Origin of the sequence: Peribacillus sp. NPDC076916 (assembly GCF_050269675.1) — a bacterium.
Taxonomy (GTDB): domain Bacteria; phylum Bacillota; class Bacilli; order Bacillales; family DSM-1321; genus Peribacillus; species Peribacillus aracenensis.
In genome coordinates, this window is the sequence record NZ_JBNNIU010000001.1 from 131,594 (window position 1) to 150,500 (window position 18,907).

Here is an 18,907-nt window from a genome sequence, read left to right on the forward strand (position 1 = left end):
CCGTATCACTTCCAGTTAATCGGGAATATCAACCTCTTCATAATCCAATGGGACCTCGAACGTAAGCGGGCCCATCTTTTCTGAACGGATTTCACGTACGACCAACTCCGCGGTTTTATCATAATCGATGAAGCCCCCAGATGCCAAACAGCCCCTGAACTTTCCGACCGCATCGAACAATTCTAGCGTTTCCTGCGGAATTACATCCAGGTTATAACGGGATTTCATTCGATCCGGATATTCTTTTTCCAAAAAGCGAAGACCGTATAAAGAGACTTCGTGCAAGTTTAAAATCGTATCCTTGATCGCACCTGTCAATGCAAGCTTCAAACCAACTTCTTGATCTTCGAATTTCGGCCAGAGAATCCCCGGCGTATCCAGCAATTCCAATTCCTTACCAACTTTTATCCATTGCTGCGCTTTCGTGACGCCAGGAGTATTCCCTGTTTTGGCAATGTTCTTTTTGGCAAGTCGATTGATTAGTGTCGATTTCCCAACGTTCGGAATGCCGACTATCATGGCACGGATCGCTCTCGGCTTTATTCCTCTAGATTCCATCCGCTCATACTTCTCTTTTAAAAGTTTTTTGGCAGCAGCCGTAATCTGGTTTAAACCGTTTCCTGCCTGAGAATTAATGGCAATCGCCGTTTTCCCCTGCGATTTATAATGCTCAAGCCACATATTGGTTTTTACCGGATCGGCCATATCCGCTTTATTCAAAAGGATAACCCGCGGTTTATGCTGAATGATTTCATCGATCATCGGATTTCGTGAAGATGCCGGAATCCGGGCATCCACAAGTTCAAAGATGATGTCGATCAGTTTTAATTTCTCTGTTACTTCCCGTCTTGCTTTGGCCATATGGCCAGGGAACCACTGTATTGTCAATGGAATCCACCTTCCTACTATTCCGCCAATCGAAAGTCTTCAATCGGCCAATAAACTAATTTAGTTTTTCCTAACACTTTATCGTAAGGAACGACACCTACGCCAATATGGCGGCTATCCTTACTAAAACGGCGATTATCCCCTAGGACAAAAAGGGTGTCTTCAGGTACCGTTCCTTGTTCTATGACATCACTTAATGTAAAAGATTCGGTCAAATCCCCGCCATCAATCAATTGTTCTTTATATTCATCCAAGTATGGCTCATCATAAGCTTTTCCATTCACGTATAGAGTATCATCTCTATATTCCACTTTTTCCCCTGGCAATCCGATGACCCGCTTTATGTAATCTTTTCCTTCTGGAGCTTCGAAAACGATAATGTCGAATCTTTTCGGTTCGCCGATCGAATAGGAGATTTTATTAACGATCATGCGGTCCGTATCCTTTAATGTCGGCATCATGGAATTACCGTCCACAACAATAGGAGCCAGGAGGAAATAACGAATCAGCGTCGCCGCTATAACCGCGATTATGACCGCCTTCGTCCATTCCCACAATTCATTTTTCTTTTTCGCCATCCTTACCCACCCTTTTTGAAGCATATCAACAATTATTTTAACATGTTGCGAACGCTATAGCGAGCAGGATTCTATATAGTTTTCACCGTATGTGCATTCATCGTTTCTTAAAGTGCAAAAAGGGAGCCTGATAAACAAGCTCCCTTTTTTTTGCATGATACTGTTTGGTTATTCACCTTATGTGGATCATGGTAAACCCGCATGAAGATATTCGAAGGATTAACGACGAATTTCTTTAATACGTGCTTTTTTACCACGAAGTTCGCGTAGGTAATAAAGTTTCGCACGACGTACTTTACCGTGACGGATAACTTCTAGTTTCGCAATTTTTGGTGTGTGAACAGGGAAAGCACGTTCTACTCCAACGCCGTAAGAAATCTTACGTACTGTGAAAGTTTCACTAACTCCGCCGCCACGACGTTTGATTACAACGCCTTCAAACAACTGGATACGTTCGCGAGTTCCTTCAATAACCTTTACGTGTACACGTACTGTGTCACCAGGTCTGAATGATGGAAGATCTGAGCGAAGTTGTTCTTTTGTGATTTCGTTAATAAGATTTTGCATCGATTTCAACTCCTCCTGGACGCTCTTGCAAATACATATTGTTTGCAGCGGAACATCGTTATAAGACTGAGCATTTTGCCCAAGTCACAAGTTATATCCTATCATACTATAAACGTCGATGCAATAGACATCAGTCTTCTTTTTTAATCTCGGATAATAATTTTTTTTCAACTTCCGATAGTTCATAACTATCGAGCAAATCCGGACGTCGAATCCAAGTTCTGCGCAGAGATTCCTTCATCCGCCATTCATCGATTTTTTTATGATTCCCGGATATTAACGGATCGGGAACCTTCATCCCCCGGAAATCTGCAGGCCTAGTATAATGGGGATGCTCTAACAAACCAGAAGAATAGGAATCAAGAATCGGGGAGTCAACATTTCCCAGAACGCCAGGCAGCAAACGCACAACGCTGTCAATAATGACCATCGCACCCAATTCCCCGCCTGTAAGTACAAAGTCTCCAATCGATATTTCATCAGTGACGACATGCTCCCGGATGCGCTCATCATACCCTTCATAATGCCCGCAAATGAAAATGAGATGTTCCTCTCCGGCAAGCTCTTCGGCTTTTTTCTGCGTGTAACGCTCTCCCTGGGGACAAAGCAGGACTACCCTTGGGGTTAGCTCACCTTGCCCTTTTAAAGCTTCCACAGCATCAAAGATCGGCTGTGCCTTCAATACCATTCCGGCACCGCCGCCATACGGATAATCGTCTACCGTCGAATGTTTATTATCTGCATAATCTCGAAAATTGGTCACCTTATAGCTGACAGCCTGCTTTTCCGCTGCCTTTTTTAAGATTGACGAACCAAATACCCCTTCGAACATTTCTGGAAAAAGCGAAAGCACATCGATTTTCATCAGTCCAAAAGTCCTTCCATCGGTGTAATGATGACCTTTTTAGCGGAAATATCCACTTCTTTTACAATTTGTTCAATATACGGGATCAGGACGTCCTTACTGCCAGCTTTCTTAATTACCCAAACATCATTGGCACCAGGCGTAAGAACCTCAATGATTTCCCCAACTTCCATGCCTTCATCAGTAAATACCGAACAGCCGATGATTTCATGGAAGTAGAACTCACCTTCGTCCAATTTGCCAAGCTGTGCTTCCTTGACTTTCAGGACCCCGTTTTTAAAAGCCTCGACCTGTCCGACGTTATAATAATTCTCGAATGTCAGCAGGTTAAAGTTTTTATGGGTGCGATGCGACCTGATGATAAGCGGCAAGGGTTTTTTCTCCGTGTCCCTAAACAAATACAGAGTATTTCCCACTTTGTATCGTTTTTCTGGAAAGTCTGTTGAAGAAATAACACGGACTTCTCCTAAAAGACCATGTGTGTTGACAATTTTACCTACATTAAACCATTTTTCCATTCTTTCACCTCTAACGAATTTCCGAGACGATTCCATCTTTAATGACAATGGTCTTCGTTGCCATAATTTCGTCCCAATCTGCCCCAATTTCCACATCAATGATACTTTGAACTTCCCGTTCCTTCAATTCACTTCCTGCGGGAAGGATCTCCAACTGCTCCATTTGAAATTCAAGCAGTTTAATTTTTTCTTGCCTCTGGTTTATTTCTTTTTCAAAATGAGCACGGAGACTAGCAGGTTGGAGAGTTCTTGTTTTTTCAAGTTTTTTCAGTTCAAAGCGAAGCTGTTCACTCTCTTTTTGAAGCTGAAGGCGTTTTGACTTGTATTTCTCGAGGAGCTGATTCTTGCTGGATTCCGTTAATACTTGGTTAACGATTACATTTTGGAGAATTTTCATTCCAGCACCTCCTATTATCTATGATTTCTTAATTCCTTCAAAAAATATGTATGATGGGGTAATCTTTTTGAAATGGGGGTCATTCTCTTAAGTATAACGTAAATCGGTAAAAGATGCGTCTTAAAAAGGCGTAAAGTTTAAAGTCCTGGTCTATTCAATTAGGATCCGAGTCGGAATTTCACTTTCTTGAAGTACAAAAAAAGGAGGGGTATTAACCCTCCTTATTCGGAAATCTCCAAATAGATTTTCTTCTGCTGTGAAGATCCTGCTGCATATACCACAGTCCGAATCGCCTTAGCAACACGCCCTTGTTTACCGATCACCTTGCCCATGTCCTCTTTATGAACGGAGAGGATATAAACAATCCGGTCGGATTCTTCCTTGGAGGTCACGATGACCTCTTCCGGATAATCCACAAGTGCTGAAACAATCGTTTCAATCAGTGCTTTCATCAACTACCGTCGATTACTTGCTGTTTTTTGCAACATGGAATTTTTCCATGATGCCTTGTGTTGAGAATAAGTTACGAACTGTATCAGATGGTTTAGCTCCATCTTGTAACCATTTAAGAGCAAGCTCTTCGTTGATGTCAACTTTAGCTGGTTGAGTCACCGGGTTATAAGTTCCTACAACTTCAATGTAACGTCCGTCACGTGGTGAACGGGAATCTGCAACTACAATACGATAGAAAGGAGATTTTTTAGCTCCCATACGTTTTAAGCGAATTTTTACTGCCATTTTAAATAAGCACCTCCGAATAGTTTCACACAAGATAGTATAATATCAAATGTCTTGTATGTTTGTAAAGGTTTTTTTCTTAACAGGTAAAAAAAGTGTTGAAACACATGGATTCGACCCGTATTTCACTTCAGTTTCGACCTGAAATAAACCTTACATGAACGGGAATTTGAATCCCTTTTTCTTTCCTTTTTGCATGTTCGTAACCTGTTTCATCATCTTTTTCATTTCTTCGAATTGTTTCAGTAGACGGTTCACTTCTTGAATCGATCTGCCGCTTCCCTTGGCAATCCGTTTCTTGCGGGATGCATTCATGGATTCCGGATGTTCCTTCTCATGCGTAGTCATTGAACGGATGATAGCTTCTACATGACCGATCTGTTTCTCATCGATTTGAAGATTGTCCATCCCTTTCATTTTATTCGCACCGGGAATCATTTTCAGAATATCATCAAGCGGTCCCATATTCCGCACCTGACCAAGCTGATCAAGGAAATCATCAAAGGTAAAAGTGGCTGTACGCATCTTTTTCTCTAATTCTTTCGCTTTTTCTTCATCTACATTGGCCTGTGCTTTTTCGATAAGGGTCAATACATCACCCATGCCGAGAATCCTTGACGCCATCCGTTCTGGATGGAAAGCTTCAAGTGCATCCAACTTTTCCCCCATACCGACGAATTTAATCGGCGTGTCGGTGACTGAACGAATGGAAAGTGCCGCACCGCCACGTGTATCCCCATCAAGTTTCGTTAAGACGACTCCTGTCAGGCCTAGCTGTTCATTGAAGCTTTGGGCTACATTGACCGCATCCTGACCTGTCATCGCATCGACAACCAAGAAGATTTCATCAGGTTTTGTCAACTCTTTGATATCCTTCAGTTCACCCATCAAGTTTTCATCAACATGTAGGCGGCCTGCGGTATCAATCAACACATAATCATGATGTTCTTCCTTTGCTTTTTCAATTGCCTGTTTGGCAATTTCAACAGGGCTGACCTGGTCCCCAAGGGAGAAAACAGGCATGCTTAATTGTTTGCCAAGTGTTTCAAGCTGCTTAATCGCCGCCGGACGGTAAATATCAGCCGCAACGAGCAATGGCTTGCGGTTGTATTTTTTTCTAAGAAGATTGGCAAGCTTTCCGGTGGTCGTCGTTTTACCAGCACCCTGAAGCCCTACCATCATAATGACAGTCGGTGGTTTCGAGGCAACGGCAATCTTGCTTTGTTCGCCGCCCATCAGCTCCGTCAATTCTTCCTTAACTACTTTAATTACCTGTTGACCGGGGGTTAAGCTTTTCAGCACTTCCTGACCTACCGAACGTTCACTGACACGTTTTACAAAATCCTTCACGACTTTAAAGTTAACATCCGCTTCAAGCAGGGCCAATCGAACTTCACGCATCATTTCTTTTACGTCCGCTTCGTTGACCTTCCCTTTTCCGCGGATTTTTTGCATCGTGCTCTGCAGTCGGTCGGCCAATCCTTCAAATGCCATATTGCCGCCTCCTAATCCAACTTCTCAAGCGTTGTGATTGCTTCAAGCAGCTCCTCTTTTGAAAAGGAATCCTTTTCTATGAGTCCCTTCATATTAGCAATCCACTGGTTACGCTCTTGAAATTTTTGAAATAACAAAAGCTTTGCTTCATATTCCTCAAGCATCGCTTCCGTTCTTTTTATATTATCATAGACTGCCTGCCTACTGACTTCGTATTCTTCGGCAATCTCGCCAAGAGAGTAATCATCCAGATAGTAGAGGGACATGTAGCTCTGCTGCTTCTCTGTTAACAACGATTGGTAAAAGTCATACAAATAATTAATCCGCGTTGTCTTTTCAAGCATCTTAGCAAGCCTCCCTGCTGTTAAGTGAAAACCCTTTACAAGTTTATATTGTAAAGCCTTGTTTATTTGATGTCAAGTTAAACTCCTTACCACATGTTTGCAAAGCATTATTTTTTTCTTTTTTCATCCTCTTTTTTGTACCTTTCTGCAATTGTTCCTCCAAATAACCATTGTGAACAAAAAACCAGAAGAGAATTATCTCTTCCGGCTTGCATTTTTTCTAAACCTCTTCTTTATCGATGATATCAGCAAAAAGGCCGTAAACATATTTCTCAGCATCGAATTCCTGTAAATCGTCCATTTTTTCACCTAGCCCGACAAATTTAACGGGAATGGCCAATTCATTGCGAATTGCCAAAACAATCCCACCTTTTGCAGTGCCATCAAGCTTTGTTAAAACAATACCGGAAACATTGGTCGCTTCCTTGAATGTCTTGGCCTGAATAAGTGCATTTTGCCCAGTCGTAGCATCAAGGGCAAGCAACACCTCGTGTGGTGCACCTGGTACTTCACGTTCAATTACACGTTTCACCTTTTCCAATTCCTTCATTAAATTCACTTTATTCTGTAAGCGGCCGGCCGTATCGCAAATCAGTATATCCGCTTTTCGTGCCTTGGCGGCCTGAATGGCGTCGAACATGACCGCTGCAGGGTCAGAACCTTCACCCTGTTTGATTACACTGACACCGACACGCTCTCCCCAAACCTCGAGCTGTTCGATTGCACCGGCACGGAAGGTATCACCGGCAGCCAATACGACAGATTTACCTTCTGTTTTGAATTTATGGGCAAGTTTACCAATGGTCGTCGTTTTTCCTACCCCATTAACCCCTACAAACAATATGACCGTCAAACCTTCTTCTTGTATATTCAGGCTTGAAGTCGCTTCACCATCACCTTGGTAGATTTCTACAAGCTTTTCGGAAATAACGGACTGCACTTCCCTCGTATCAGAGATATTGCGAAGCTTGACTTCCATTTTTAATTGATCAATCAGTTCCATCACAGTATCAAAGCCTACATCAGCCTGTATCAGGATTTCTTCAAGTTCTTCAAAAAAGTCCTCATCCACTTTCCGGTATCGGGCAACAAGTTCATTAACCCTTCCCGTAAAGGAATTCCTCGTCTTTGTCAAACCTTGTTTGAATTTTTCCCCTATGGATATTTCTGCTTCAACTGATTTTTCTTTTTCTTTTTCTTCCTGGGTCGTAAATTTCTCTTTTAGCTTTTTGAAAAAACTCATTGTCCCACTTCCTTTAATTCATGAATTTTAAACTTCAATAAAGTTTTCTGATTCTTCCATCCGGACGGAAACAAGTTTGGAGACACCTGACTCCTGCATCGTAATGCCATATAGGACATCCGCCTCTTCCATCGTGCCCTTGCGGTGAGTGATCACGATGAACTGCGTTTCCCTGCTGAACTTCCTTAAAAATTGACTGAACCGGACGACATTCGCCTCATCAAGCGCTGCCTCGACCTCATCAAGGATACAGAAAGGCACAGGACGCACTTTTAGAATGGAGAATAAAAGGGCTATGGCTGTCAATGCTCGTTCTCCCCCGGATAAGAGGCTCAAATTTTGCAGTTTTTTCCCAGGAGGCTGTGCAATGATATCTACTCCTGTATTTAGTAAATCATCCGGATTTGTCAGCTTCAGCTCCGCTCTGCCACCGCCGAATAAGGCTTTGAAGACTTGTTCGAACTCTTCACGGATTGAATAGAAGGTATCCGCAAAACGCCGCTTCATTTCATCATCCATTTCATCGATGACTTGGAATAATGTATCTTTCGCCTGTTGAAGGTCTTCCTTTTGACTAAGAAGGAATTCATAGCGTTCAGCTACTCGTGCGTATTCATCAATTGCACCTAGATTCACCGTCCCCAGTTCCTCGATTGCAAGCTTGATCAGCTTCACCCTTTTTTGAGCTTCTTCTGCAGGCATCATCAATGGATACTGTTCTTTAGCACCCTCAAAGGAAAGGGTATATTCTTCTCTCAAGTGGGCGAGGCGATTTTCCAGTTCGACATCCAGACGAGTTAATTTCACTTCTTCATCCTTTATCACTTCGACAATGCCTCTATAAAGCCTATTTTCCTCTTTCAAGGACAATTCAAGAGTTTCAACTTGCGTTAGAAGCTCGTCTTTTTCCTGTTTTTTCATGGCGATTCCTTCAATTGCCCCATTTTTATCGAGCAATTTCTGCTGAGCCATATCTTCCAGCGACTCTTCCCCGCTTGAACTGTCTGTCATTTCATTGGTCAGGAGCCCTAAATCATCTTTGTTTTCGGCAAGCCTGCTTGTTTCCTTTGAAAGATCCGATTCAATGCGTTCCATCTTCTCTTTTTGGTTTTGCAGCTGGCCGCGCTTAGAGGCAAGCATTACCCTCAGTTCATTCGTTTCTTCAGCAAGGCTCTCTTTCGAGGATTGTTGAGATTGCTTTTGTTCGGTCATTTCTGAAATCAACCGGTCCAGCCCTTCAATCTCATTTTTACACGATCCCAAAAGTTCTTCCAGCTCTTCAAGTCTTGCAGTTTTTTGCTGTTGTTCTTCCAAATATGAATTTTTATCCAAATCATAAAGATGCAGCCGTTCATTCACATTTCTTTCCTGCAGCTCCACTTCACGGAGTTCGCCCTTAAGGGTTTGTTCTTGTAATCGAAGTCTCTCTCCTGTTTTTCTGGTTTGTTCAAGCGTTTGCTCTTGAACACCCAGATCCACTTTGAGCTGTTTGACTTGCTTTTCTAGCTGATTTGTTTTAGCTTCCATTGCAGCAAGTTTTTGATGGAGCTCTTCCAATTCCGTTTTCCTTGAAAGCAAGGAGGTCGTTTTTTGCTTTAAGGCTCCACCAGTCATTGAACCACCTGGATTGACGATATCTCCTTCAAGTGTTACGAAGCGGAAACGGTGCTGCATCATTTTGGCCAGGTCATTTGCACCTTTTAAATCGGTGGTGATCATTACGGTTCCTAATAGGTTTTCAGCAATCGCTGCATGCCTATCATCATATTGGATCAATGAGGAACCCGTCCCCACAAAAGCTGGATGGCTCTTCAGCATCGATAGTTGGTTAGCTGATATCTCTCTTGCCTTTATGACTGATAATGGCAAGAACGTCGCACGCCCATACCTATTTTTCTTCAAGAAGGAAATGGCTTCCCGTGCATGCTCTTCGCGTTCCACGACAACATGCTGCATCGCTCCGCCCAAAGCCGTTTCGATAGCCGTTTCATATTCCTTTGGAACCTTTATCAATTCCGCAACTGCCCCTTCAATGCCTCGAAGGGTTTCTTTCGCTTTCAAAACCTCTTTTACCCCTTGAAAAAAGCCTGCATAATCATCTTCCATTTCTTCAAGTAGTTCCTTACGAGATTTTGCCTGTTGAAGGAATTGATAGGCCTTATAAAGGGTGGTTTCTTGTTTTTGATACGTATCTTTTGCAGCATTCAATTTATTCTGCTGATTTCGGAAATAAGTGACATGCTCTTCAAGCTGCTTGGTCATATTTTCCATCAGCTGTGAATATTCCATTTTTTTAGCAGCAATTTCCATTCTTTCGGTTAAGAACTTTTCATTTTCCATATCCAGTTTAGCATTTTTATGTTCCTGCTGCGTTAATTGCTGGAGCAGGTATTGTTTTTCGTTTTTAGCCGATGCCTGCTTGTTCAACCACTCGATATAGTCACTCTTTTTCGCTTCGATCATCGCTTCAATATCACTATTGAATAGGCCTAGGCTTTTTTGTTTTTCATGTAAGGTTTCAGAAATCCCTTTCACTTCCATGTTCAGTGCATTGAGGATTTCCGTTTCTCTTTCCTTTTGCAAAGACAACCGCTCGACGGCAGCCTCACCTTCCACAATCGCTTTTTCTAGCTGTGACTTGTTTTGGGCAGCATTTTTTTTCCGTTCTTTCAAAACCTCTTTACGGCCTTCAAGCTTTTCAAGTTCTTCGCTGGCATTCAGGAGAACTTCCTGAAGCCCATTGATCGATGTCTCAAGCGCAGCAAGACTATCCCTTAGTTTTTTGAGATGCCCTTCCCTGTCATGAAGCTGTCCTGCCATTTGCTGTTCCATTTCATTATGTTTTTCAAGTTCTTGAGAAAGTTTTTTCCATTTCTCATAAAGCTCTTCTATTTCAAAAACGGTTAAAGCCACTTCTATTTGCTCAAGCTCTTCTTTCTTCGCCAAAAATTCCTTGGCGAGGGAAGACTGAATTTTTAACGGCTCCACCTGTCCCTCCAATTCATGGAGGATATCATGGACACGGTTTAAGTTATCCTGTGTTTCCGTCAGCTTCGATTCCGCTTTTCGTTTTCTGGTTTTATACTTAAGGACACCGGCTGCCTCTTCAAAGATCACTCGTCTTTCTTCAGCCTTACTGCTTAGGATTTCTTCCACTTTCCCTTGGCTGATGATGGAAAAGGCTTCTCGCCCAAGACCAGAATCCATGAAAAGGTCTATGATGTCTTTAAGACGGCAACCTTGATTATTAATGAAAAATTCACTTTCTCCCGATCGATATACACGTCTTGTCACACTGACTTCATGAAAGTCGATCGGTAGGGAATTGGTCTCGTTATCAAGGGTCAATGATACTTCCGCAAAATTCAACGCTTTCCTCGTGTCACTTCCCGAAAAGATGATATCTTCCATTTTTGCTCCACGCAGTGATTTCGCAGACTGCTCTCCAAGTACCCAACGGACTGCATCGGTCACATTACTTTTACCGCTTCCGTTTGGTCCAACCACTGCCGTGACACCAGGTACAAAATCAATCGAAATTTTCTCTGCGAAAGATTTAAATCCTACAACGTCCAAACGTTTGAGGAACATGACCTTTCCCCCTCTACTGTTCAACTATCTTGTTGATTTTTTATCTTTTAAAACGATCAATGCATGCTCGGCAGCATGCTGCTCCGCTTCTTTTTTTGACTTTCCTATTCCAGTGCCCAGCTCTTCCCCATTAAGGGAGACGGTCGAAACAAACTCCCGATTATGAGCCGGTCCTTTTTCCTGCAAGATTTTATATTGCAGGACACCGATGGCATCCCGCTGGATCAGCTCCTGAAGCTGGCTCTTATAATCCATCACATGAGAAAAAGCACCCTCGTCTATCTTCGGAAACACGACATTCGTCAAAAACTGCACAACCGGCTCTAATCCTTGATCAAGGTACAAAGCGCCAATGTAGGCTTCGAATACATCCGCAAGCATGGCAGGACGTTCTCTTCCACCTGTCATTTCTTCACCTTTTCCGAGTAATACATATTCCCCGTAAGAAAGGCTGTTGGCAAAAGCAACTAGTGAAGGCTCACAAACAATGGCAGCCCTTAGTTTGGTAAGTTCACCTTCGCTCATCATCGGATATTTTTGATATAAGTATTTAGAGATGGTCAATTCAAGTACAGCGTCCCCTAAGAATTCAAGCCTTTCATTATCTTCATAAGGCTTACGGCGATGCTCATTCACATAAGATGAATGCGTAAAAGCTTGTTTTAATAGATTTTCATCTTTAAAATGAAAACCCAGATTTTCTTGCAGCTGTTTAAAATTATTATCCTTGATTGATGGTTTACGATTGTTTCCGTTCCTACGCATCACACAAAACCCTCCACAACGGTTCAAAAAGCATATTTTTCCAATATATATAAAAAGAAACCTGGCAGGAATTCCTGTCAAGCTTTCCTATGTACCATCATACATTATTATCACCTTAAAGAAAACTAATGGCAAAAGACCACTGCCATGCAGGCGGAACTTACCGTGTACATGCTCATTTCCTTATCTGCTGATGCAACAAACTTCTTTAAGCAATAAGAGAAAGCCCCGTTAAAAAACGGAGCTTTTAGTCAAATGACAATTCATTACATAGTGCTTTGTATGTAATTCACAGCATCACCTACTGTGGCGATTTTTTCAGCGTCATCGTCCGAAATTTCCATATCAAACTCGTCTTCGAATTCCATGACTAGTTCAACTACATCAAGGGAATCGGCACCAAGATCTTCTTTGAAAGAAGCTTCAAGTTTTACCTCTGATTCTTCTACGTTCAAACGATCTACAACGATTTTAGTTACTCTTTCTAATACATCTGCCAATGTGTTCACCTCCCCTCAAAACATTATAAATTAATTTCGAAAAAAATCAAAGAAAACTTACATGACCATGCCGCCATCTACATGAAGAGTTTGCCCAGTCATATATTTGCTGGCATCAGAAGCGAGGAAAGACGCCACTGCAGCAATATCTTTAGGGTCACCGAACCGCGCAAGCGGAATTTGGTCCAGCATGGCTTTTTGGACATCTTCAGGCAATTCACCCGTCATATCCGTTGAGATGAAACCTGGGGCAATAGCATTGACCGTAATGCCTCTTGAAGCAAGTTCCTTTGCCGTGGTTTTAGTCAGGCCGATCACACCAGCTTTAGCCGCTACATAATTAGCCTGCCCTGCATTACCGCTGACGCCGACGATCGATGCCATATTGATGATCCTGCCGCTACGCTGTTTCATCATTTGCCTTGTAACCGCTTTGGTGCATAGGAACACGCCTTTAAGATTCGTATTGATCACTGAATCCCATTCATCTTCTTTCATACGCATCAATAGGTTATCACGTGTGATGCCAGCATTATTGACCAGGATATCCACTCTGCCAAACTGTTCGATGACCTCTTTGATCATACTTGTCACCGATTCACTATTTGCAACATCGCATTGTATGGCGAATGCATTACGCCCCAATGCCTTGATTTCTTCAACCACTTCATTCGCTTTAGCTTCACTGCCAGAATAGTTGATGGCAACATCTGCTCCCTGACGGGCAAGTTCCAATGCAACTTCCTTGCCTATACCTCGTGAGGCTCCCGTTACAAGTGCTTTTTTTCCTTCGAGGATCATGATTGTACCCCCTTCAATGTTTCAATTGTTTTAGTTAGAGTATCTAAATCGGATACCGAATGAATTTGAACGGAACGATCAATTTTCTTTATCAATCCGCCCAATACTTTCCCAGGGCCCACCTCGATGAACGTATCCACGCCCAATTCAAGTAGATTTTTCACACTGTCCTCCCAAAGGACCGGTGAATACAGTTGTTCGATTAATTTTTCTTTTATTTCGGCAGGAGCTGTAATGGGCTTGGCCGTTACGTTTGAAATAACAGGAATTTCTGCCTGTTTGATGCTTACTTCATCGAGGACACCCTGTAATTTTTCTGCTGCCGGTTTCATCAATTCCGAATGGAACGGTCCGCTAACCTCAAGAGGAAGAGCCCGTTTAGCGCCATTTTCCTTGGCTTTTGCACTCGCAAGTTTAACCCCTTCCGAAGTGCCTGAAATGACGATTTGCCCTGGACAGTTAATATTGGCCAATTGAACGGATTCCCCTGTGGCCGTAATTTCAGAAGTGACTTCAGATAGGGCTTCCCGGTCCATTCCCAAAATCGCAGCCATTGAGCCTTGACCATTCGGTACCGCAGCTTCCATGAATTCACCACGCTTACGCACTGTATATACAGCATCCTCAAAAGAAATTGCACCAGATGCCACTAATGCCGTATATTCACCTAAACTGTGCCCGGCTGTATAATCGGGTTTGATTCCCGCTTCTTCCAACTCCTTGACGAAAGCATAACTCGTGGTCAATAAAGCAGGCTGTGCATTATAAGTCACCGTTAATTCTTGTTGTGTGCCATTAAAGATCAATTCGGAAAGTGGAAAATCAAGTTTTTCATCAGCTGTTCGAAAAATTTTCTGAGCACGCTCGTTTTCCTGAAATAAGCCATGCCCCATTCCTATTGATTGTGAACCTTGTCCTGGAAAGACAAAAGCAATTTTACCCATCTGTTACTCCCCTGCCTCTTTGATTTATTATTGTTTTTCTATCGTCTCCGCAATTGTCGATATGACGTCATTTCCAACCATATTGCGAGTCTGGCGTATTGCATTATAGACCGCATTCGCATCTGAAGAACCATGAGCCTTAATGACAGGGGCCTTCAAACCGAATAGGCCCGCACCGCCATACTCCGAATAATCCATTTTATTTTTTATGCCTTTTAGTTCAGGTTTTACCATTGCTGCGGCCAACTTACTCTTGAGATTGCTCATCAAGGCCGTTTTCACCATTTTGAATACGCTCATAGCAGTACCTTCAAGCGTCTTTAATACCATATTTCCCGTGAAGCCGTCCGTAACGACAACATCTGCCGGCCCGTTCAGGAGGTCCCTTGCCTCTACGTTACCTATAAAGGATATCTCCGATGATTGCTGCAGTAATGTAAAGGCATGCTTTGTCAGATCATTCCCCTTTTTTTCTTCTGTGCCAATATTAAGTAATCCGACACGGGGCTTTTCGATTCCTCGCACTTTTTGGGCATAAACAGACCCCATTATGGCGAATTGAAGGAGATGCTCCGGTTTCGCATCGGAGTTCGCACCTACATCCAGTAACACAAAACCTTTACCATCGATTGTCGGAAGGGTGGGAGCCAATGCCGGACGTTCAATTCCTTCTATTCTTCCGACCACAAACAAGCCCGCAGCCATTAGCGCCCCCGTATTGCCTGAGGAAATGCATGCATCTGCTTCTCCGTCAGCTACGTGCTGTGCAGCCAACACCATCGAGGCGCTTTTCTTGCGCCGGACCGCACGAACCGGTTCGTCGGTACTCAATATTTTTTCATCAGTATGTATAACCCTTATACGGTCATGTTTTGCTAAGTATTGGTTTATTTCAGCTTGATTGCCTATCAAGGTGATTTCCACATCGGAAAAATTCTCGACAGCTTTCATCGCCCCCAAAACCTGCGCCTCGGGAGCATTATCGCCACCCATGGCATCTATCGTAATCTTCATTTTCTTTCATCCTTTACTAGAAAGTTAAGAGCGATACATTTCGAACTCGCCTTTAAAAACCAGTTCATTACCCACGTAGCTTCTGACTTCCACCACGGAACGATCGTTGGTGTGATCCACGCTTTTAACCCTCGCTTTAGCTACCACTCTTTCATTTTCCTTTACAGAACGAGTAAATAAAATGGATGCTTTTGCAGTCAAGGCCAGTTCATCATTTATGACTGCCACAGCCAATGAATTCGCTTGGGCAAAAAGGTGATGCCCCCTTGCAATTCCATTCCGCTTAAAGACATGCTCTTTATTTATATCTAAAATCGAAATTGCATTATCATCTAAATTAAGGTCAATTACTTCCCCGATGATTTCATCCAAAGGCAATGCCCTGATCTCGTCACTGAATTTTTTCTCGGCCACGCTTTTAATACGCTCACGCAGTTCCGGTATCGATAATTCAAGACGGTCAAGCCTAATGGTCTGGACGCTCACCGAATATTTTTCAGCCAGCTCCTCATCCGTTACAAAAGGATTCTGTTTAATCGTTTCGATTAATAATTGCTGGCGTTCCTTCTTATTTCTTCGCATTTGAAGGTCACCATCCGTAGTATTATGACTAGGTACTAATAGTAGTATATATATTTTAAAAACAGATTGCAAGATATTGAGTAAAATCTCACAATCTGCTATTGGTTTTTCATTCAGTTCAGTCCAGCTTTTCTCCCGTGAATACACCCGTCCCCTCTAGATAGTTCCGAAGCGGAGCATACTCCGGGGAATGCCAAAAGCTTTGGGAGGCAATCAATTTTGCTGCATCCATCCTTGCCACTTCCAGGGTCCTGTAATCATGGACCATGTCTGCTACCTTGAACTCGGGAAGGCCGCTTTGTTTTTTACCGAAGAAGTCCCCGGGGCCACGAAGTTCCAAATCTTTTTCGGAAAGGGCAAATCCATCGTTTGTCTCGGTCATGATTTTCATCCGTTCTTTCCCGACTTCCGTTTTCGGATCAGCCAGCAGTATGCAAAAGGACTGATCACTCCCCCGTCCGACCCTTCCGCGTAACTGATGCAACTGTGAAAGCCCAAAGCGCTCCGCATCATAAATGACCATTACCGTTGCATTTGGAACATTCACCCCAACCTCGACAACCGTCGTGGAAACAAGGATTTGTGCTTCATTGGCACTAAACTGCTGCATCACTTCGTCTTTTTCATCCGCGGGCAGCCTTCCATGCATAAGACCCACTTTGTACCTGTTCGCAAAGTATTGTGTCAGCATTGCATGAACATCGAGAACATTCTGTAATGAATCGAGTTTCTCCGACTCTTCAATCAATGGACAGATGACGTATGCCTGTCTCCCTTTCTTTAGTTCCTTTTCGACAAATGCTAAGATCCGATCAAGCATCTGGTGTTTCGCCCAATAAGTTTCTATCGCTTTTCGCCCGGCAGGCATTTCATCGATTGTGGAGACGTCCATTTCCCCAAACACTGTAATTGCAAGCGTTCGCGGAATCGGTGTAGCAGTCATGAAAAGGACATCTGGATTCGTACCTTTTTCACGAAGGATGCGGCGCTGTTCCACTCCGAAACGATGCTGTTCATCCGTTATGACAAGACCTAGGTTTTGAAAATTCACTTCATCCTGTATCAATGCATGAGTTCCTATCAAAAGATCTAGCTCCCCGGATTCCAGCATTTGCAATAGTTCCTTGCGTTTTTTGCCTTTTACCGAACTGGTCAACAATGCAACCTTTACTCCACTCGGTTCCAACATTGCCTTCAGGGATTGTGCATGCTGCTCAGCCAAGATTTCCGTCGGGACCATAAGTGCACCTTGGAAACCTGCTGTAATCGTCGCCTTCAGGCATATGGCGGCAACCACCGTTTTTCCAGACCCGACATCCCCTTGAAGTAGACGATTCATCCGGTAAGGAGATTTCATGTCATTCATTATTTCCTCGACGACCCTATTTTGAGCGTTCGTCAAAGGAAAAGGTAGAGTTCCAATGAAGGCCTCCAGCTGCTTCATATCAAACTCCTGTCCTATCCCTTTTGACTGCTCCCTCTGCACTTTACGAAGTGCCTGCATTTTAAGTTGAAACAATAAAAACTCTTCATACACAAAACGGCGTCGAGCCTTTTTCACCTCATTGGCCGATAAAGGGAAATGCATGGTACGAAGAGCATCGTTACGAGGCATCAGTTTGTATGCCGCCATTAATTGCGGGGGCAGATTTTCTTCTATCATTGCCCCATATTCAGAAAATGCATTGGAGATAAAGCGGCGGAGACCCTTGACAGTAATGCTGCCTTTCACTGAGTATACCGGTTCGAATTCTTTCTCACGGCTGCGATCACCAACGTGGCATTCCGACCCTGTAATGGTTTGGCGATGACGATCCCACTTCCCTGTAATCGTTACGGTTTCACCTATAGCAAGCTTCGGCTTCAGGTATGGCTGGTTAAAAAAAATGACATTTATTAAATATCTCCCAGTCAATACTTTAATCGTAAGCCTGGATTTTTTCTTTCCGAAGTATCCTAAAGTGGGCACCGTATGTACCTTGCCTTCCACGGTAACCCGCTCATCGTGCTCGACCGTTTCCAAATCCCTCAACCGGTAATCTTCATAGCGATATGGGAGATGCTCAAGGAGATCCGCGACGGTATGGATCTCCATTTCCCCCAACGCTGCCGCCGTTTCGGCCCCAATTCCTTTTACTGCTGTTATGGATTCCTGTAAAGTTGCTTTCACTTCTTATTCAGCGGCAAGCCAAAGATTTTCGCTTCCAACTCCCGCCCAGTCGGTGTAGCCGCTAAACCTCCTTGTGCAGTTTCCCTAAGTGCCGATGGCATCGTTTGCCCGATTTTATACATCGCATCAATTACTTCATCACACGGTATCCGGCTTGTGATCCCCGCTAACGCCATATCTGCAGCAACCATTGCATTGGCTGCACCCATGGCATTCCGCTTCACACAAGGCACTTCCACAAGCCCAGCAACAGGGTCACATACAAGACCAAGCATGTTCTTCAATGTGATTGCCATCGCCTCTGCACTTTGTGCTGGTGTCCCTCCTGCCATTTCAACGATGGCTGCCGCTGCCATGCCCGAGGCAGAACCGACCTCCGCCTGACAGCCCCCTGCGGCTCCAGAGATCGAAGCATTATTCGCTACAACAAAACCAAAAGCCCCTGCTGTAAATAGGAACTCGATTTTTTGTTCCCGAGTCGGTTTTAATTTATTTTGCAAAGCAAAAAGCGTTCCAGGCACAACACCAGCAGATCCGGCAGTCGGTGTCGCACAAATCGTTCCCATGGCTGCGTTCACTTCGTTTGTTGCCACGGCTTTGCTTACCGCATCCAACAGCAGCTCACCGGATAAGGAATTTCCGGATTTAATGTAATTCTGAAGAAGAACTGCATCCCCACCCGTCAGGCCGGAAACGGACCGTACACCTTGAAGTCCTTTTTCAACTGCCTGTTCCATTACATCCAGGTTGACTCCCATCTGGCGGATGATTTCTTCACGGCTTTTTCCCGTTACTTCCATTTCCTGCTCTATCATCAGCGTTGAAATTCTTTTCTGCTTTGATTCAGCCAATTCTACTAATTCCGCTACATTTCGAAACATGATTCATTCTCCTTCCTAAGTGGAAAC

20 protein-coding genes are annotated in these 18,907 nt (G+C 43.5%); all 20 read right to left on the reverse strand.

The genetic code is table 11. The annotated features are described in order from the left end of the window. Positions 1–15 precede the first annotated feature (15 nt). Positions 16–888: a ribosome biogenesis GTPase YlqF gene (ylqF, locus tag ACQKFG_RS00645; protein ID WP_076366559.1), complete on the reverse strand. Its 873-nt coding sequence runs from the start codon at positions 886–888 to the stop codon at positions 16–18. Positions 889–905: 17 nt separating this feature from the next. Beyond that, positions 906–1,466: a signal peptidase I gene (gene lepB, locus ACQKFG_RS00650; protein ID WP_260284235.1), complete on the reverse strand. Its 561-nt coding sequence runs from the start codon at positions 1,464–1,466 to the stop codon at positions 906–908. A 219-nt stretch (positions 1,467–1,685) separates the two neighbouring features. After that, the gene (gene rplS / locus ACQKFG_RS00655; protein WP_034313702.1) at positions 1,686–2,033 is read right to left on the reverse strand and encodes a 50S ribosomal protein L19; all 348 of its coding nucleotides are present in this window, start codon (positions 2,031–2,033) and stop codon (positions 1,686–1,688) included. Positions 2,034–2,163: 130 nt separating this feature from the next. After that, positions 2,164–2,898, reverse strand: a complete 735-nt coding sequence (gene trmD, locus ACQKFG_RS00660) for a tRNA (guanosine(37)-N1)-methyltransferase TrmD (protein WP_192204009.1) — start codon at positions 2,896–2,898, stop codon at positions 2,164–2,166. After that, positions 2,898–3,416: a ribosome maturation factor RimM gene (rimM, locus tag ACQKFG_RS00665; RefSeq protein WP_192204008.1), complete on the reverse strand. Its 519-nt coding sequence runs from the start codon at positions 3,414–3,416 to the stop codon at positions 2,898–2,900. The genes trmD and rimM overlap by 1 nt, the downstream gene beginning before the upstream one ends. 10 nt (positions 3,417–3,426) lie before the next feature. Next, complete coding sequence (locus tag ACQKFG_RS00670; RefSeq protein WP_034313711.1) at positions 3,427–3,813, reverse strand: YlqD family protein; 387 nt, start codon at positions 3,811–3,813, stop codon at positions 3,427–3,429. A 221-nt stretch (positions 3,814–4,034) separates the two neighbouring features. After that, entirely contained in the window at positions 4,035–4,265 is a 231-nt protein-coding gene (locus tag ACQKFG_RS00675) for a KH domain-containing protein (RefSeq protein WP_048684915.1), read from the reverse strand. 13 nt (positions 4,266–4,278) lie between these two features. Continuing rightward, a complete protein-coding gene (gene rpsP / locus ACQKFG_RS00680; RefSeq protein ID WP_053345299.1) occupies positions 4,279–4,551 on the reverse strand; it encodes a 30S ribosomal protein S16 in 273 nt (90 codons plus the stop codon). A 153-nt stretch (positions 4,552–4,704) separates the two neighbouring features. Next, a complete protein-coding gene (gene ffh / locus ACQKFG_RS00685) occupies positions 4,705–6,045 on the reverse strand; it encodes a signal recognition particle protein (RefSeq protein WP_192204007.1) in 1,341 nt (446 codons plus the stop codon). An 11-nt stretch (positions 6,046–6,056) separates the two neighbouring features. Beyond that, positions 6,057–6,389 carry a putative DNA-binding protein gene (locus ACQKFG_RS00690; protein WP_192204006.1) on the reverse strand — a complete coding sequence of 111 codons (333 nt, stop codon included), beginning with the start codon at positions 6,387–6,389 and terminating at the stop codon, positions 6,057–6,059. Between the two features lie 220 nt (positions 6,390–6,609). Beyond that, positions 6,610–7,632 (reverse strand): signal recognition particle-docking protein FtsY, encoded by a 1,023-nt coding sequence (ftsY, locus tag ACQKFG_RS00695; protein WP_192204004.1) that lies wholly within the window; start codon positions 7,630–7,632, stop codon positions 6,610–6,612. A gap of 27 nt (positions 7,633–7,659) precedes the next feature. Then, positions 7,660–11,223, reverse strand: coding sequence for a chromosome segregation protein SMC (gene smc / locus ACQKFG_RS00700; protein WP_427555485.1), 3,564 nt, complete (start codon positions 11,221–11,223; stop codon positions 7,660–7,662). Positions 11,224–11,247: 24 nt separating this feature from the next. Further along, on the reverse strand, positions 11,248–11,988 hold the full coding sequence (rnc, locus tag ACQKFG_RS00705; RefSeq protein WP_192208199.1) for a ribonuclease III: 741 nt from the start codon (positions 11,986–11,988) through the stop codon (positions 11,248–11,250). A 266-nt stretch (positions 11,989–12,254) separates the two neighbouring features. Continuing rightward, on the reverse strand, positions 12,255–12,488 hold the full coding sequence (locus ACQKFG_RS00710; protein WP_034313729.1) for an acyl carrier protein: 234 nt from the start codon (positions 12,486–12,488) through the stop codon (positions 12,255–12,257). Positions 12,489–12,545: 57 nt separating this feature from the next. Continuing rightward, positions 12,546–13,289 carry a 3-oxoacyl-[acyl-carrier-protein] reductase gene (gene fabG / locus ACQKFG_RS00715; RefSeq protein ID WP_192204002.1) on the reverse strand — a complete coding sequence of 248 codons (744 nt, stop codon included), beginning with the start codon at positions 13,287–13,289 and terminating at the stop codon, positions 12,546–12,548. Continuing rightward, the gene (gene fabD / locus ACQKFG_RS00720) at positions 13,286–14,233 is read right to left on the reverse strand and encodes an ACP S-malonyltransferase (protein WP_349729633.1); all 948 of its coding nucleotides are present in this window, start codon (positions 14,231–14,233) and stop codon (positions 13,286–13,288) included. Before fabD ends, fabG begins: the two co-directional genes overlap by 4 nt. Positions 14,234–14,260: 27 nt before the next feature. Next, a complete protein-coding gene (gene plsX / locus ACQKFG_RS00725; protein ID WP_192204000.1) occupies positions 14,261–15,247 on the reverse strand; it encodes a phosphate acyltransferase PlsX in 987 nt (328 codons plus the stop codon). 24 nt (positions 15,248–15,271) lie between these two features. After that, positions 15,272–15,829: a transcription factor FapR gene (gene fapR / locus ACQKFG_RS00730; protein ID WP_098371041.1), complete on the reverse strand. Its 558-nt coding sequence runs from the start codon at positions 15,827–15,829 to the stop codon at positions 15,272–15,274. Positions 15,830–15,947: 118 nt separating this feature from the next. Beyond that, positions 15,948–17,999 (reverse strand): ATP-dependent DNA helicase RecG, encoded by a 2,052-nt coding sequence (gene recG / locus ACQKFG_RS00735; protein ID WP_427555491.1) that lies wholly within the window; start codon positions 17,997–17,999, stop codon positions 15,948–15,950. Continuing rightward, positions 17,996–18,880 carry an L-serine ammonia-lyase, iron-sulfur-dependent, subunit alpha gene (gene sdaAA / locus ACQKFG_RS00740; protein ID WP_141992193.1) on the reverse strand — a complete coding sequence of 295 codons (885 nt, stop codon included), beginning with the start codon at positions 18,878–18,880 and terminating at the stop codon, positions 17,996–17,998. The genes recG and sdaAA overlap by 4 nt, the downstream gene beginning before the upstream one ends. Between the last annotated feature and the right edge of the window lie 27 nt (positions 18,881–18,907).